The sequence below is a fragment of the Azospirillum fermentarium genome (assembly GCF_025961205.1).
GTDB lineage: Bacteria > Pseudomonadota > Alphaproteobacteria > Azospirillales > Azospirillaceae > Azospirillum > Azospirillum fermentarium.
In genome coordinates, this window is the sequence record NZ_JAOQNH010000001.1 from 1,894,187 (window position 1) to 1,910,306 (window position 16,120).

The following is a 16,120-nucleotide window of genomic DNA, read 5'->3' on the forward strand; positions in this document are numbered from 1 at the left end:
CGCCGCTGACCGCGGCTTGCGCCCGGATTCCCGCTTTCGCGGGAATGACGATATATTGCTTTCAAATCAATGGATTATGGTTAGGCCCCCGGCAGGTCCAGCACCGCGGCCAGCCCGCCAAGCTCCGAATCCTCCAGCACCACCGTGCCGCCGTAGCAGGCGGCGAGGTCGCGCACGATGGTCAGGCCCAGGCCGGACCCCGGCATATCCTCGTCCAGCCGCACGCCGCGGGTGAACACCGCCTCCCGCCGTTCGGGGGGCAGGCCGGGGCCGTCGTCCTCCACCCGGACGCGCAGGCGCCGGGTGGGGCCGGACCCGGTGGGGGCCAGGGTCACGCGCACCTGCGAGGCCGCCCATTTGGCGGCGTTTTCCATCAGGTTGCCCAGCATCTCCGCCAGATCCTCGCGGTCGCCGCGGAAGACGGCGGCGGGGCCGGCGTCCACCGTCACCGACACGCCGCGGCTGCGGGCCAGCCCACCGATGGCCCGCCCGATTCCGTGGGCCAGCGATGCCGCGTCGGTGCGGGCACCGGGAACGGCGGCACTGCCGGCGGCCCGCGCGCGGGCCAGATGACGGTCGATGTGGCGGCGCATCACCTCCACCAGCCGGGGCACCCGGTCGGGGCGTTCGGCGGATTCGTTGGCCAGCACGGTCAGCGGCGTCTTCAGCGCGTGGGCCAGATCGCCGGCCTGGGCGCGGGCGCGGGCGACCACGGCGGCGTCGTGCTCGATCAGCGCGTTGAGGTCGGCCACCAGCGGCGCCACCTCCGCCGGCCATTGGCCGGTGACGGTGGGGCTGGCCCCGTCGCGCACGGCGTTCAGCGCCGTCCGCAGCCGCGACAGGGGCCGCAGGCCATAGCGTACCTGCACCAGAACCGCCAGCACCAGGCCCGCCCCCAGCACCGCCAGCGACAGGGCGGCGGCCCAGCGGAACTGCCCCTCGGCCCGGTCGATGACGATGGAGTCCACGGCCACGATCACCCGCACCGGCTCGGCCAGGTCGGCCAGGTCGGGCAGGGTCACCGTGCGCTCCACCGCCACCAGACGCTCGCCCTTCGGCCCGGTGGCGACGTGACGGTGCAGCTTTCCGTCGGGCACCCCGTCGTCGGGCATCTCCAGCACCGAATCCCACAGGGACCGGCAGCGCAGCGGCGGGCGGCCCGCCACCATCACCTGCCAGTACCGCCCGGAAAAGGGCCGGTCGAACTGAGGGTCGGCCAGCCGCTGGGGCAGCACCAGCGCGCCGCCGGGGCCGGTTTCCAGCGCCGCCAGCAGCCGGTCGAGATCGTTGGCCAGCCCCTCTTCCACCGTCGCCGCCACATGGGCGTGGAACAGCGCCGTCATCCCCACCCACGACGCCGCCAGCGCTGCGGTGATCCACAGCGCCGCCCCGGCCACCAGCCGGAACCCCAGCGAACGGACGGACCGGCGGATCATGGCGGATCGGCCAGACGGTAACCCTGGCCGCGCAGCGTCTCGATCAGCCCGGCCCCCAGCTTGCGCCGCAGCCGGCCCACGAACACCTCGATGGTGTTGCTGTCGCGGTCGAAATCCTGGGCATAGATGTGCTCGGTCAATTCGCCGCGGCTGACCACCTGCCCCTTGTGGTGCATCAGGTACGACAGCACGCGGAATTCGTGCCCCGTCAGCGGCACCAGCGCCCCGTCCAGCGTGACCGTGCCGGCGCGGGTGTCCAGCCGCACCGGGCCGCAGGTGAGTTCGGGGGAGGCGTGGCCGTGCACCCGGCGGATCAGGGCGCGCAGGCGGGCGGCCAGCTCCTCCATCTGGAACGGCTTGGTCAGGTAGTCGTCGGCCCCGGCGTCGATGCCCTCCACCTTTTCCGTCCAGCGGTCGCGGGCGGTCAGGATCAGCACCGGCATGGTGCGTCCGTCGGCCCGCCAGCGGCGCAGCACCGACAGCCCGTCCAGCACCGGCAGGCCCAGATCCAGCACCACCGCGTCATAGGGTTCGGTGTCGCCGAGGAAGTGCCCCTCCTCCCCATCGCCGGCGGTGTCCACGGCATAGCCCTGGTGTTCCAGCGTGGTGCGGAGCTGGCGGCACAGGTCGGCGTCGTCTTCGATGACCAGCAGGCGCATGGGATGGTGCCCCTTTCGTCAAGCGGCGCTGGCGTCAGCGGCTCTGGGGGCGGCGGGCGGCGTCCACCCCCCGTCCGCGGGTCCCGATCAGCGCCCCGGTGCGGGCGTCGTAGTACAGCTTGATGACCGCACCCGGCGTGGTGCGCATCTTGACCTCGTAGAGCCAGCCGGGCTTGCGACCCTTGTCGTGATCGTCCTCGAATTCCAGCTCGACTTCCAGCAGAACACCATCGAACTGGGCGTTCACCGTGTCCAGAATGCGCTGGAGCGGCACGATGTCGCCGGCCTCGCGGGCGGCGCGGGCCAGATCGTGATCGGATTCGTGGTCGCGCTCGCGGCGGTGATGGCGGTTGCCGTGGTCGTCGTCGTCATCGTCGGCCACGGCGGGGCCGCCGGCCAGCATCAGGGCCAGCGTGAGGGGAAGAAGGAGACGGGGCAGGGTGCTCTTCATCATGCCTCATACCCTGCACGCATCCGCCTGAATGCGGGGTGAACGGGATCAGCCGTTCACCAGCTCGTCATAGACGGCCAGCGTGTCGGCGCACATGCGGGTCTTGGTGTAGCGTCCGGCGACGAAGGCGCGGGCGTGGTCGCCGATGGCATCACGCTGCTCCACCGGCATCTCCAGCGCCTGGGCCAGCGCCTGGGCCAGGGAATCGGGATCGTCGGGGGGTACAACCCACGCGGTTTCCCCCGGAATCACCGTTTCCTGATAGGCGCCGATGGATGTCACGATGACCGGGCGGCCCATGGCCTGCGCCTCCACGATCACCCGGCCGAAGGCTTCCGGCTCGCGCGAGGCCGACACCACCACGGTGGACAGGCGGTAGGCGGCGGCCATGTCGTTGCAATGGTCGGTCATGTGGACCACCCCTTCCAGCCCGGCACGGCGGATGCGCGACTCCAGCTCCGCCCGATAGCCGGTGCGGCCCTGGTCCGATCCCACCAGCAGGCAGCGGATATCCTTGCGCCCCAGCTTTTCCAGGGCGTCGATCATCACGGTCTGCCCCTTCCACCGGGTCAGCCGGCCCGGCAGCAGGATCACCGGGCGGTCGTCGGGCACGCGCCACTGGGTGGCGAGCTGGGCGATGCGGGCCGGCGACACCCGGTCGGGGGCGAACACGTCGGTGTCGATGCCGCGGTGGATCACCCGGATGCGCGACGGGTCGGCGATGTCGCCATAGTTGGACAGGATGTGATCGCGGATGAAGCCCGAGATGGCGATGATCCGTTCGCCCCGCACCATCACCGCATTGTACCGCCGCTTCAGGCCCGAGCCGAAATTGTAGGTGGAGTGGAAGGTGGTCATGTACCGCGCGCCCGTCCGCTTGGCGGCGAGAGAGGCGCTCCACGCCGGAGCGCGGCTGCGGGCGTGCACGATGTCCACCGTGTGCCGGCGGATGATGTCCGCCAGCGCCCCGGCGTTGCGCCAGATGGTCAGCGGGTTCTTGGACGCCAGCGGCAGCGTGATATGAGTGATGCCGGCCCGGTCCAGTTCATGGGCCATCGGCCCGCCCGCCGAGGCCACCAGGGGCACGGCCCCCGCGGCCTTCAGCGCCAGGGCCACGTCGATGCACCCGCGCTCGGCCCCGCCGGTCACCAGGGCCGGCACCACCTGGAGCACCACCGGCGCGCGCCGGCCGGGCCGGTGCCAGCCGGGGGAGGGGGTGCCGGTGGTTTCGGTGGCGGTGGTGGCGGTGTCCGACGGCATGAACGGTGCTCCGGGCCAGGATCGACAGACGAACGAGACGATGGTGGCCGTGGGTGATGACGAACGGCCCGATGGGGAGGATACGCCGATGAACGAACACACCACGCCGGGCGGCGCGCACCATAGCCCAGCCGGGGGCGATCGCCTAGACGCCCGTGGCCGCAGCGGCACCCTGATCCGCGACGGTCTGCCCATCGCGTGGCGCCACACCCCGGCGGCACCGGGCGTGCGCGGGCCGGGGGTGATGTTCCTGGGCGGCTTCATGTCGGACATGACCGGCACCAAGGCGGTGGCGCTGGAGCGGTGGGCGGTGGGGCGGGGCATCGCCTATACCCGGTTCGATTACCGCGGCCACGGGGACTCCGGCGGGCGGTTCGACGACGGGACCATCGGCGCCTGGGTCGGCGACGCGGTGGCGGTGCTGGATGCGGTGACGGCGGGGCCGCAGATCCTGGTGGGATCGTCCATGGGCGGCTGGATGATGGTTCTGGCCGCCCTGCACCGTCCCGAACGGGTGGCCGGTCTGGTGGGCATCGCGTCGGCCCCCGACTTCACCGAGGATCTCATCTGGAACGGCATCGGCGAGGAGATCCGCGCCACCCTGGTGCGCGAGGGCCGGTGGTACCGTCCGTCCGCCTATTTCGCCGAGCCGAAGCCCATCACCCGGGCGCTGATCGAGGATGGGCGGGAGCATCTGGTCCTGCGGGCGCCGATCCCCTTCACCGGCCCGGTGCGGCTGCTGCACGGGCAGGAGGACCGCGACGTTCCGTGGAACACCAGCCTGCGCCTGAGCGCTGCCCTGACCAGCCCGGATGTGCGGCTGACGCTGGTGAAGGACGGCGATCACCGGCTGTCGCGGGACGCGGACATCGCGCTGCTGTGCCGCACGGTGGCGGAGCTTCACGAAACCCTGACGCCATAGGCGGAACCTATCGCTGTGGCCGGATGTTGCGATTGGACGGGAGATGGGAGAAGATGTAACTTATTCTCATTCTAAATGACTGACCGGGGGAGCCGCCCGCCATGACCAAGACCCTGAGCTTTGCCTGCGTCCATTTCACGGTAGCGTTCACGGTCGGCTATCTGCTGACCGGCAGCATTGCGGTGGGCGGGACGGTCGCCCTGGTGGAGCCGCTGTGCAACACCTTCGCCTATCACCTGCACGAAAAGGTGTGGGCATGGCTGGGCCGGCGCAACGGTACGGGTGGGGGCACGGATGGGGATGGCGGCGATGCGGGGTCCGGCGGGGCGCCGGGAGGCTCCTCCGGCCATGCCTGCGGCCTGTTCCACGCCTGACGTTTTGCCTGCGCGCAAAAAAATGGCGTGGGGACAAAAGAAAAGCTTGCACCGTAAGCGCCGCCTGAGTAAGTTCCGGGCCGCGCCGGAGGGATGGCCGAGTGGTCGAAGGCGCTCGCCTGGAAAGTGAGTATACCCCAAAAGGGTATCGAGGGTTCGAATCCCTCTCCCTCCGCCACTTTACCTGACAAGTCATTGATATCGCTACGTTCTGCGACGGGCTTCACCACAGGGTGCGGCACACGGATGCAGCACGGCGCGGGCCGGTCGTCGTTCGACGGGGCCGACAATGACCACCAACCACATCCATTTGTTCCGGCGCGGCGCGGTTTATCAGTGGCGCAGGCGTCTGCCCCCTGTGATGGCTTCCATCCTTGGGCGCTCGCACCTTTCCAAGTCGCTTCAAACCTCTAACGCAAGGCTTGCGCGGATGCGCGCCCGGCGGGTATCCGTAATGCTCGATTCACTTGCCGAGCGTCTGGAGCGCCTTGCTATGGCGGAAAAGCGTCTGCCCACCAAGCCCGACCTTGACCGCATACTGTTGGACCTGTTTTCCGAGGTGCTGGAGGTGGGCGAGCAGAACCGGCTTGCGCGCCCGACCGGCTATTGCCCGTGGGACATCGACGGCGACGCGGACGAGGAGGAACAGGCTATCCAAGCGGCTTGGCAGCCCGAGAACGAAGCCGAGGTCTGGCGCGGATACGCGCAGGTCAACGAGTTCGACGCGATTCGCCCGACCGTCGAGGCGAAGTTGCGCAAAAGCGGCTTCGCCGTTCCCACGATGGACGATGAGTTCCGCCGCTTTCTGCGCCATGCGCTGGCGACCATGGCCGCCGCCCACACCTATGACGCCGAACGGGAGCGCGGCATCTATCAGCCCACCGTTCACCCGTTTGTCGGGCCGATAGGGGTAACGCCTCCATCGGAAATCGGGGAACAGGACGCCCGCCGTCTGCTGTCCGACATGTTCGAGGAACACATCGAAACCAAGGTCAAGGAAGGCCGTTGGAGAACCGATTCGGTCGAGCAGGCCCGCCGCGCGCTTCGGTTGTTCATCGAGTTGAAGGGCGACATCCGATACGCCCAGATGTCAAAGGTCGATGCCAAGGAGTTCCGCACCACTCTGTGCGAACTGCCCGACCGCAGTGGCCGCGACATCTACAAGGGGCTGACCGCCCCGGAAGCCATCGCCCTGCGCAAGAAGATCGTCAAGGCGCTGGCGGACAGCAAGACCGGCGACATTCGAGTTGAGAAGCACCAGTTGCCCCGCGCCAACGCGGAGCGGCTGACGGAGACGCTGACCCCGAAGACGGTCAACAAGCACCTGACCTTCCTGCACGACTTCTACGAATCGTTGAAAAAAGGCGGGTTGTTCGGCCAGCAAAACCCGTTCGAGCACGCCAAGTTTGAAAACCAAATGGTCGAGAAGAAGGCCGAGAACCGCAAATTGTGGACCTCGGCGGACCTCAAGGCGCTGTTCGGGTCGCCCCTGTGGGTCGGTTGCGCGTCGGCGCGTTCCCGATCCACGCCCGGCAAGCAGGTGATTGAGGATGAACGGTTCTGGATACCGCTCATCGGCCTGTTCACCGGAATGCGGGAGAACGAGATTTGCGGGTTGGGCGTGAACGACATTTCCTTCGACAAGGACGCGGGCGTTCACATCTTCCACGTCCGCGAGGGCAAGACCAAGAACGCCAAGCGGTCGATACCGATTCACACCGAACTGGAAAAAATCGGCATCATCCGCTATTGGAAAGAGGCCAAATCCGCAAAAGTTGACCGCCTGTTCCCAAACCTGAAGGGCAATGAAGACGGCGATTACGCCTCAGCCTTCACCAAATGGTTCACGCGCTACCGTCAGGACCTCAGCACTTACGAGCGTTTCAAGGACTTCCATTCGCTGCGCCATTTGTTCAATACGCTGCTGAAGCGGCAGAAAATCGGCGCGGATGACGTGGTTCGCTCGCTCATGGGCCACGCCAGCCAGAACGAGATGAGCGCGATTTACTTCCACGACTACGAGCCGAAGCAGACCGCCGAGGTCCTACTGAAACTCGACGTCGGCATCGACCTGTCGCATCTGCACATGGAAAACCAGCCGCACCGCGTCCGTTTTTTCTCTTTGCCAAACAACGCGGATGCCAAAAATCAAAGGGTTCATATGGCAGAACAATAAGATTTTGCAGCTAATCTATGTTGCGTTATGTGGCCTATATGTAAAATTTTTTACTGAGGAGTTCAGAGATGCCACGGCATAGTAAGCTTGATGAAGCGATGAAAGCTGGTGACTATCTTGAAAAGTTTTTCGACCGCGTTAGGATGGAGAAAATAGAGCGTCTTGTATACGAGGCAAAGGCAAATTCTCTTTCAAGTAATAGTGATGACGCAAATAAAGTAGCTTCATTAGCTCACTCATTTTTCCAGTTTTCTAAAAAATTTGAGAATAACTCTATTCCAAGTTCTCATCCTAGTCCGCAAAAATTCATCAGTTCTGTGGGTCTGTTTTATGGATGGCTAAAGGGTGTTGAGGAAAAATTTGATAATCAATTTGGCGATAATATTCTCCCACAGATCGAGGGGGCATTGGAGGCTATGGAAGAAACTCTTAGGATTGCCGGGGCAGATACGCCATCGCCTTCTATAATTGATATATTAGACAAGGTGATATCTGCGAAATTTGCCCGTCTGGCTAGCTATATGCTCCAGAGAAGGAAGGAAACGGTAAACAATGTATTGTCCGCACGTGAAACTATAACCATAGGAGATGAATACGACGTTCAGGACCTCTATCGGGCCGTTTTGTCGATGTATTGCGATACGATTGTATCAGAGGATTATGTCCCGGCATTCGCTGGAGTTAAGAGGTCGCGCGTTGACCTTTATGTGCCAGAGCATCAACTGTTCGTTGAATTTAAGATGACCAAAGCAGATTTAGGGCAAAAGGAGGTAATAGGACAATTAAACGAAGATAGAGCGCTCTATCCATCTCATCCTGGATGCAGTTTCCTCTATGCGTTCATATTTGACCCAACTAGAAAAATTGCGGATCCGCAGGCAATTCATACTGCGTTTGATGGTATAAATAAAACTGGAGGAGGTAGAGAGATTAAGATGAAAGTTTTTATTCTTCAAGAGCCTGTGGCTTCGTAAAGCGCGTGATGACTGAGGTTGTAATGTCTTTCTGGAGGGCGTGTTGTCCCGGAAACTTCTGGCAGTCTGTTAGTAATTTTGCAGCGTTGGTCGAGACGTATAGGCGACAGTTACTCCTGTTATTTCGGCTGTGGAAGCATCCTGATGCTCTGTCGAGGTGCAGAAATTACCGCTGAAAATCATCCAGCCCCCGCTGGCGCAACGACCAGCCGGGGCGGCGCAGCAGCGACCGCAGCAGCGTCCAATCGGATTCGTCCACCACCGCCGGGCATTCAGCCTGCGCCAGCCACGCGCGGTATTCCTCGTCGCCGGTGGCGACAAGGCGGATGACGCCGGTCAGCACCTTCGCGCAGTGGCCGATCTTCGGCCCCGACGCCCGGACCTTCGCCAGCAGCCGGGCCGTTTCGTGCTCCTTCTGCGTGATGACCCGCTTGGCGTCCGCCAGTTCGGTCGCCAAGCGGGCGTTTTGCTCCTGAAGCGCCTGCACGCTGGCCCGCAGCACGGGCGCTTCCACGGCGGCCACCCGCAGGCGTTCCGCTTCGCTCACCGTCATCTCGATACGTTCCAGCATCGCCGCCCGCTCCTGCGCCTGTCGTTGAACTTCCCGGTATGCAGCGCGGGTCAGCCGCCGCCGCTTGGGGCCGGTGCGCAACAGCCCATGCCGCGCGCCCACGGCCCGCTGAAACCCGTCCTGCATCCGCCGTATCGCCTCGCAATAGGCCCGATTCTGCGCCGCGCGGTCGCCACCGTCGGCGCGGCACCGCTCCCGCGCATCAATGCCGGGATGCACCGCCTGAACGTCGAGCCGCCCATCCGCCCCAAGGTCGGGCGCAAGGTAGAAGTGCAGGTGCGGGAACCGCTCATCCTCATGCCGGACGGCGCTGACGACCCGGTGCCCGAAGGTCTGCCGCAGCCACGCCAGCGTGTCCGTTTCCCAGCGCCGCCAGCGCTGGCGGTTCTGTTCGGTCATGTCCGCCAGCGGAACCGGGAAACTCGCCACCCCGGCGACCAGCACCGGCGCATCCTTGCGCAGCCGCCGCCCAGCCCCGTCCTTCGCCTTGTCCGCGTTGTCGGTCGCCAGCGCTTCCACCTCCGCCAAGGGCAAGCCCATGACCAGGGTGGGCGGCTGTGGCGTGGCGACATGCGGGCAGGCCGCCGGTTCGCGTCCGGCTTCGGCCAGAATGTCCCGCATCGACCAGCGTGTGCTCATCGCCTTCTTCGGCACGCTGCGGCTGACGGTATCGAGGTGCAGAAACTGATAGGCCATCGTGGTTCCCCCTCTCGAACCGCGATGTGTGCCTGTGCGGAGTCGCAGCAACCTAAAAGTTTATCGAATCCGATTAAATCTAGCGACCGATTAAATCTAGCGACCGACTATGTTTGTTGCACAAACGTCGGGTCTGCGACGCGGGCCGCGCTGGCGCGCGGCGCACACGGACGCCAGCGGGCGCTGGCCATCCGTGCGCGTGTGCGCCGGGCGTCAGGCGGCGAGATCGTCCTCGTCATCCTCATCGTCGTTGGCCGCGCTCATCAGCGCCTCGACGGCGATGAAGCGGTCATCGACCGCCGAGACGAGGTTGCGGGCCGTCAGGCTCTTCCGCGCGTCGTCGAACGCCGACGCCCGTTCGACCCCCACGCCGACCGCCTTCGCCGCCTTCCGCCACTCGACGCTGGTCAGCCCAGCCGGGCCAGCGGCCTTCAGCGCGTCCAGCGCCAGCAGGTGATGCGCGGGCAACGGCTTCGCGGCCCGCGCCGGTTGGCCCGGCAGTCCCACATCTTCAACGTGGACCGCGACGAGGCTCGACAGCGGCAACCCTTCGGTATCGACGCCGAGATCCACCGCATCCAGGCGGAACGTGGACGTGAACTCCCGCCCGTCCTTCTGCTTCTCGACCGTCGTCAGAACCGTTCCCGGCTGGTCGCCGCGCCGGACCCGAATCACCGTGTCCGCGTTCGCGCGCAACGAACTATGTCCGCGCAGCCCCCGCCCGGTGTCCTTGCCCTGGTGATGGACGGTCAGCACCGCGCAGTCGAACGCCTTCGCGATTCGAGCGCAACTTTCCATGTACTTTCGCACGTCGCGCGAAAGATTCTCATCGCCGTCGCCGAAGCAGGTAGCCAGCGTGTCGAAGATCACGAGCGAGATCGGCAGGTTGAACTGGCTCTGCCAGTGCTGGATGGAGACGATCAGGGCGTCCAGGGACGACGTGTCCAGCATGTTGATCGCCTGATTGCCCAGCATGAACGGAATCGTTGATGATGACCCCGACGTCTTCAGCCATGCCGAGATGCGCCCATTCAGCCCGTGTTGCCCTTCGCCCGCGATGTAGACCGTGATGCCCTGTTCGGCCTTTCGGCCCCACGCCCCCTGACCCGACGCGATGCCCAGCGCTGCGCCCATGGCGATGAACGACTTGAAGGTTCCCGACTCGCCATACAGAAAGGCGACGCTGTTCCGGCTCAACACGCCGGGAATGACCGGCTTGCCAGCCGGGATGCTCTTGTGCTGGTCGATGGTGAACAGCGGATACATTGATGATGACAGGCCCGAGACGATCGAGGCGGTGCCGGTCGCGGTGTTGTTCGTGTTCGTCGTGGTCATGCTTCGTTCCTTCGCGTTCGTGTTGCCGGTTCGTTCCGATCCGGCAAGCACTCTATGGGGTCGGGAGATGCGAAGGGGCGACCCAGCCAGAACGAAAAATTGACGGCCCCGCCGTCTACCGAACCGCAGTTCGGCTTTCTCGTTCTTGAACAGATAAGGCGCGTGTTCGTTTGGACCGCCCCCACGGTGGGGCGGTCCAAACGAACACGCGCCTTATCAGATGAGTTGAAATAACCACGAAACTGTGGCACTTGTCAAGCGTTTTGATCGGCTAAGTCTTTGACGAGACAGGGTGTTTCTGTGTTGCAGAGGGTCCCTCTCCCTCCGCCACGAAATCAGGCCAGAGCGTTGATTTTCCTAGAAAATCCGCTCTGGCCTTTTTCGTTCCCCCACAGTTTGCCCCACACTTTGCGGCGGATTGACGCCGCTGTTGGCGGACATTTGCGGACGAAACTGCTTCAGGACGCTTGCTGACAACGGACATGGGCTTGGGGGGCGGCCGTGGTATGCCATGCTAAACCTTCTATATCCGTTGGTTGTGGTCTGGGTTGAAAATTTCTGATATTCTCGGCATCATATTCTCTAGTTCGTTTAGTGATATGATAAAAAATCCTATAGTGTGCAGGCCGCTATAAACAACATCGAAGGTTTTTTCTGAGTTTTGGTTGTTTCTGTCAAAAGACCATAAGCCATTATTTGTGTCCAATTTCCCAAATGCCATTAATGTTCCTAGACAGTTCGGATGACTAAATTCTGAAAGCTTTTCGTAGTTATCAGAAATTCCTGGATACTCCTTGTTCATTCGCCCTATCATTGTAATGACATTTACTGATTTATATTCTTCAAATTGCTTTACCCATTCTTCTATACGTATCGCGTTCATCCTCTTCAATACGAGTTCCTTAATCCCTGCGCGATCCATTTTGGCTTCGAGCTGAGAAAGATTATGGTAAAAATCGTAGAATGTTACCACGGTCTCTAATACTGCTCTTGAAAGTGTAATTGAGGAAATCGCATTTCCATTATTCCACATCGACGTAGAGCCATTCGATAGTGTATGTATCCTATATGCACAGGATTGGATGAACGCGCGTATGTTGAATACAGTTTTCGGTGTGATTTTTCCTTGTCCATTTAGATTGATGGAACTTGCCATCCTTGTTTCTATTTCTCGCATGCATTTGTTGGCATATTCTGCGCGCTCCCAGCTGCCGCTAACTCTTTCGACCGCTTCCTTTTCAAACATCTTTGTTGCTCTAAATTTAATTGATGGGGCGGGAAACAATACAATTTTGCTGCGTCGATGTCCACGCAACTATGGTCTGACTGTCTGGCTTAGCTAAACGAGACAAGCATCTCTCGAAGACGTACCAGTGGCGATTGCTACACGAGCAAGAGGTCGTCCCACTCCTCGGCATCCTCCTTGTCGTCACCGCCGATGACCAGGAAGCCGTCCGGCCGATCTGCGGTCTCGTAGATGCTCGGGCCATCGTCGCCGGCCAGAATGCGGCCTACAGCCATAGCGGCCGCAACGGCACCGTCGATCCGGCCCCGTGCCTTCTCCTTCGTGAACTTCTCGTTCTCGGCCGCGTCCTTCTCCGCCACCACGTTGGCGAAGCACATCCGCAGCACAGGGTTGGCGCCGTGGCGGAACTCGCCCCCCAGGATGGCGCGCTTCAGCTCGCGCACCGGCGCGGCCATGCTGGCGAAGCCCTGCCCGAAGGTGGCGACGGTGATATCCTCCCGCTGCAACGCGGTGGTGACGGCGGTGGAGTTCCATCGGTCGATGGCGACCTCCTGAAGGTCGAACCGCTCGGCCAGCCCAACCACATGGGCAATTACCGCGTCATAGTCGATGCGGTTTCCCTCCGTGATCGTCAGGAAGCCGGCGTCGCGCCAGCGCAGGTAATCGGCCCGGTCCTTCTCGGCCTTCTTTCCCAACGCGGCCTCGGGCAGGAAGAAGGACGGCACTACGTCATAGCTGCGGCCGTCGCCCTCGCCATCAGGGAACACGGCGACCACGGCCGTCAGGTCTTCCACGCTGGACAGGTCCACGCCCACCCAGCACGCCCGGCCGATCAGGTCTTCCGAGTCGGTGGTCGGCTCGGCCTTGTCGTAGGTGGCGAGGTCCATCCACGGGTTGGACGCGCCTTCCTGCCACTGGTTCAGGTGGAACCGGCGGAAGTCGGCGATCTCGGCCGGGAAGTGCTCGATCCGGCGGGCCTTGATGCGCAGTTCCTCCAGCGAACAGAAGCCGGCGTCGATAGCCGGGTTGGCCGCGTGCCAAGCGCTTTCATCCCGCCAATCGGCTTCCGGGTCCGCCGCGAAGATGATCGGGGCGAAGGTCGGGTCGTCCACCTCGCCGCGCGCCACGGCAAGGCTGTAGCTCCACAGGTCGTGGGCAAGCCCGCCCTGTCCTTCGCCGGCCGTGGAGATGACGACGGTGAGCGGTTCCTCGCGCTTCACCATGGAGTCCGTCACCACCTTGAACAGCTTGCGGCCCTCGGCCACCGGCCACGCATGCACCTCGTCCGCCAGGAAGAACGAAGCGTTCATGCCGTGCTTGGAATAGGCTTCGGACGAAATCGCCTTCAGGGTCGAACTGGTCTTCGTGTGGTTGAGGATCTTCCGGCTTTCGATGGAGCGGACACGGCGCAACAGCGCGTCGTCCTGCTTCACCATCTCCCACGAGTGCTTGAAGGCAATGCCGGCGTTCTCCCGGTCGGCGGCGGCCTGGATCACCTGCCCACCGGCCTCGGCTTCCGGCCCCAGGAAGTGCGCCAGCGCCAGCGCAGAAGCGAGCGTCGTCTTGGCGTTGCCACGGGGTATCCAGATGCAGGCGAGGCGCACCAGCCGCCGACCGGCGTCGGTGGACGGGCCGTAGATGCGGCGCACCACCGCCTCTTGGAACGGGTGCAGGTGGAACGGCTCGCCCGCGAAGCGGCCTTCCCACAGGCGCAGCATGCGGACGAACCGGGACACCTTGTCGGCGCGGCCGGTCGGATCGGGGTACAGCCCCGGATCAGGCGAGAAGATCGGAATCCCAGCCATTGCCCTTGTCCTCTTCGGTCTTGCCCTTGGTGCCTTGCCGGTGCGGCGTGAGCGCCAGCTCGGCCGCCAGCAACCGGGCTTCGCGCATGGCGGCTTGCTGCATCTTGAAGGCCGGGTGCGGCTTGGGGCCGTTCTCGGTGGAGACCATGCGGCCTTCCACGCCCATCAGCTCCTCGAACTCCCTCACTTGCCCGGCGGCGACGCAGTAACTTTCCAGCGTCGCCATGGCGTCGGCGGTCAGCAGCTTCCGGCGGTGCAGCTCCGGGGCGGAACGCTTCCATTCCCGCTTGGCGTGGACGGTCAGCCAGGACGGCGGAGACGGGCACCGGCCGGGCGCGGCGCCGCCCTCGATCACCTTCAGGTTCGGTTTCCGGCCCTTCATGATGAAAATCCCCAATTTCGGCGTGTGTGCGCGCAAGACCCCCCAACGGTCCCGGTCCCCTCGGTGAGAAATTCCGACATGCCTATCCCCTCCGACGCTTCGGGCCGCCTTGGTCGCGGCGGGTCCGCGTCGAGTGGTGGGAGTGGCAGAAGGGGCGAAGGTTCGTCGGGTCCAACCGGCGGTGCGGCGCCTCCTTGACACTGACGATGTGGTCCACGTCCTCCGTGGGGCAGCCACAGCCGGGGACGCAGCACACGGGGTGCGTCTTGACGAACTCGGCACGGACGCGCTCCCACGCCGCGTCATAGCCACGCTGGCGAGCGGTCCCTCGGGCGGCGTCATAGGCTTTGGTGCAGCGTGGGCACTTCTGGCCGGCGGGGACCAGCGAACCGCACTTGCAGGCACGGGGCGGAGCGTAGGGCATAGCGTCACCCGGTGAAGTCGATTTCGAGGCGGACGGCGGTGGTGCCTATCGGGATAGGCCACGCGAAGGTGATGGTGCGCTGTGAGCCGTTCCAGTTGATCTTGTCCGTCGTGCGGATCGGCAGCGGGAAGCCGGCAGTGAGGAACGGTGTAGGCGATAGGATCGCGCGGTAGTTTCCCTGCGAAGAGGACGAGCCCGCTCGGATGGTTTGGGCTGTTAACCCGAAGACCTTGGCCTTACAGGAGACGGAAATGGTGGGTGTGCCCGGCCGCACCACCGTCACGTCGGCGCCGGATTGAGCAAGGGCACGGTCAAGGGCGTCTGTTTCTGTGGGCATGGCGTCACCCGAACACAGCGAGACGATGCGGGGAGAGGAGCCCGGCCACGTCAGACGGAAGCGCGGCGCCATCACCGAAGCCGCCAACCCAATAGGAGGTGGACAGAACCCCGTCGATGTCCTCGGACTTCACCAGGGGGTCACGGGTTCGGGCGAACCACTCTGCCTTGACCAGCAGTATGGTTGCCCGCTCCACATCCTCGGGCAGGGTCGCGCCAGCGGCGCCGGGAAGGATGTAGCCGGCCGAGTAGTCCACCACGATCTTGCCCGCTGGCCTGTGGCGTCCATCGTCTCCGTGTCCGATCCGGTGAGCCGGTAGACGAACCCCACGTCGTCCTCGGTCTCATAGTCGCCAGCGGTCAGCGTGTTGCCCGTCTCGGACACGGAGACGATGGACGCCACAGGCCAGCGCGACAGGGACAGGGTTTCGGTTGGTGCCAATAGGCGGAACGTCTCCCGCACCGTTTCCAACGCGAAGGTGCGACCGCACCAGCGCCGAATGGTGGCGCTGGCACGGTCGATCACCTCCGACAGCCAATCGTCATCCGCCGTGCCGGAAAGCTTCAGCTCCGTCTTGACGGCGGCCAAAGTGGTAAGCTGTTGGCTCACGGCCGGGGTGATGACGGTCAGCATGGCGTGCCTCACGCGGGCGGGTTGGCGGTGGGCGCGTTGACCGGGTGCCCCAGGATCGCCACGGCCCCCAGGTTCGCCGCGCTAGCGTTGCCGGTCGGCGTGATGGTGAGGCGCTGGTACCGCTTGCCCCCGACATAGCCGACCTTCCGCGCCTTGTTGTCGTGGGCGAAGGTGAAGCCGGCCAGCGCCTCGGTTCCGACCAACAACTCATCGGGCACGGCCAGGGCGTCCGACAGGTTGGCGGCGTCGCCATGTTCCACCAGCACGGAGAAGGTGGCGTCTGCGTCGGCCAGCGTGCCGGTGAGGATGACGAAGGTCACGGAGCCGTAGCCCAGGCTGTCCACGATGGCGGAGACGACGGCGGTGTTGTCGCTCGTCGCCACGCTCGGCGGGATGATGTTGACCGGGGTGATGTTGTTCAGCAGGTCGCGCATGGGTG

At 64.0% G+C, this 16,120-nt stretch carries 16 protein-coding genes and 1 tRNA gene; 5 read left to right on the forward strand and 12 right to left on the reverse strand.

Annotation, left to right across the window (positions count from 1 at the left end; genetic code table 11):
• Positions 1-80 precede the first annotated feature (80 nt).
• From M2352_RS09055 to M2352_RS09070, 4 genes are read right to left on the reverse strand one after another with little or no spacing between them, the layout of a single operon-like run.
• Positions 81-1,436: a sensor histidine kinase gene (locus tag M2352_RS09055; RefSeq protein WP_264664169.1), complete on the reverse strand. Its 1,356-nt coding sequence runs from the start codon at positions 1,434-1,436 to the stop codon at positions 81-83.
• The gene (locus tag M2352_RS09060; RefSeq protein ID WP_264664170.1) at positions 1,433-2,095 is read right to left on the reverse strand and encodes a response regulator transcription factor; all 663 of its coding nucleotides are present in this window, start codon (positions 2,093-2,095) and stop codon (positions 1,433-1,435) included. The genes M2352_RS09055 and M2352_RS09060 overlap by 4 nt, the downstream gene beginning before the upstream one ends.
• A gap of 34 nt (positions 2,096-2,129) precedes the next feature.
• Positions 2,130-2,549 carry a PepSY domain-containing protein gene (locus tag M2352_RS09065; RefSeq protein ID WP_264664171.1) on the reverse strand — a complete coding sequence of 140 codons (420 nt, stop codon included), beginning with the start codon at positions 2,547-2,549 and terminating at the stop codon, positions 2,130-2,132.
• A 45-nt stretch (positions 2,550-2,594) separates the two neighbouring features.
• Positions 2,595-3,806, reverse strand: coding sequence for a glycosyltransferase family 4 protein (locus tag M2352_RS09070; protein WP_264664172.1), 1,212 nt, complete (start codon positions 3,804-3,806; stop codon positions 2,595-2,597).
• On the opposite strand from M2352_RS09070, the gene M2352_RS09075 reads away from it, so the two are divergent.
• The 5 genes from M2352_RS09075 (at position 3,763) to M2352_RS09095 (ending at position 8,252) form a co-directional block, all read left to right on the forward strand.
• Positions 3,763-4,728, forward strand: a complete 966-nt coding sequence (locus M2352_RS09075; protein WP_319802027.1) for an alpha/beta hydrolase family protein — start codon at positions 3,763-3,765, stop codon at positions 4,726-4,728. The two genes, M2352_RS09070 and M2352_RS09075, sit on opposite strands and share 44 nt — an antisense overlap.
• A gap of 101 nt (positions 4,729-4,829) precedes the next feature.
• The gene (locus tag M2352_RS09080; protein WP_264664173.1) at positions 4,830-5,102 is read left to right on the forward strand and encodes a DUF2061 domain-containing protein; all 273 of its coding nucleotides are present in this window, start codon (positions 4,830-4,832) and stop codon (positions 5,100-5,102) included.
• Positions 5,103-5,189: 87 nt separating this feature from the next.
• Positions 5,190-5,280 (forward strand) — tRNA-Ser (locus M2352_RS09085).
• 111 nt (positions 5,281-5,391) lie between these two features.
• Positions 5,392-7,278 carry a site-specific integrase gene (locus tag M2352_RS09090; protein WP_264664174.1) on the forward strand — a complete coding sequence of 629 codons (1,887 nt, stop codon included), beginning with the start codon at positions 5,392-5,394 and terminating at the stop codon, positions 7,276-7,278.
• A gap of 68 nt (positions 7,279-7,346) precedes the next feature.
• A complete protein-coding gene (locus M2352_RS09095; RefSeq protein WP_264664175.1) occupies positions 7,347-8,252 on the forward strand; it encodes a PD-(D/E)XK nuclease domain-containing protein in 906 nt (301 codons plus the stop codon).
• Positions 8,253-8,418: 166 nt separating this feature from the next.
• On the opposite strand, the gene M2352_RS09100 is transcribed toward M2352_RS09095, so the two are convergent.
• The 8 genes from M2352_RS09100 to M2352_RS09135 form a co-directional block, all read right to left on the reverse strand.
• Complete coding sequence (locus M2352_RS09100; RefSeq protein WP_264664176.1) at positions 8,419-9,519, reverse strand: plasmid recombination protein; 1,101 nt, start codon at positions 9,517-9,519, stop codon at positions 8,419-8,421.
• Positions 9,520-9,732: 213 nt separating this feature from the next.
• Positions 9,733-10,854, reverse strand: coding sequence for an AAA family ATPase (locus tag M2352_RS09105; RefSeq protein WP_264664177.1), 1,122 nt, complete (start codon positions 10,852-10,854; stop codon positions 9,733-9,735).
• Between the two features lie 523 nt (positions 10,855-11,377).
• A complete protein-coding gene (locus tag M2352_RS09110) occupies positions 11,378-12,100 on the reverse strand; it encodes a hypothetical protein (protein WP_264664178.1) in 723 nt (240 codons plus the stop codon).
• A gap of 137 nt (positions 12,101-12,237) precedes the next feature.
• On the reverse strand, positions 12,238-13,905 hold the full coding sequence (locus M2352_RS09115) for a terminase large subunit (RefSeq protein WP_264664179.1): 1,668 nt from the start codon (positions 13,903-13,905) through the stop codon (positions 12,238-12,240).
• The gene (locus M2352_RS09120; RefSeq protein WP_264664180.1) at positions 13,877-14,287 is read right to left on the reverse strand and encodes a phage terminase small subunit P27 family; all 411 of its coding nucleotides are present in this window, start codon (positions 14,285-14,287) and stop codon (positions 13,877-13,879) included. The genes M2352_RS09115 and M2352_RS09120 overlap by 29 nt, the downstream gene beginning before the upstream one ends.
• Before the next feature lie 428 nt (positions 14,288-14,715).
• Positions 14,716-15,120 carry a hypothetical protein gene (locus tag M2352_RS09125; protein WP_264664181.1) on the reverse strand — a complete coding sequence of 135 codons (405 nt, stop codon included), beginning with the start codon at positions 15,118-15,120 and terminating at the stop codon, positions 14,716-14,718.
• A gap of 57 nt (positions 15,121-15,177) precedes the next feature.
• Positions 15,178-15,681: a phage head-tail connector protein gene (locus tag M2352_RS09130; protein WP_264664182.1), complete on the reverse strand. Its 504-nt coding sequence runs from the start codon at positions 15,679-15,681 to the stop codon at positions 15,178-15,180.
• A gap of 8 nt (positions 15,682-15,689) precedes the next feature.
• On the reverse strand, positions 15,690-16,115 hold the full coding sequence (locus tag M2352_RS09135; protein ID WP_264664183.1) for a hypothetical protein: 426 nt from the start codon (positions 16,113-16,115) through the stop codon (positions 15,690-15,692).
• Positions 16,116-16,120: the final 5 nt, after the last annotated feature.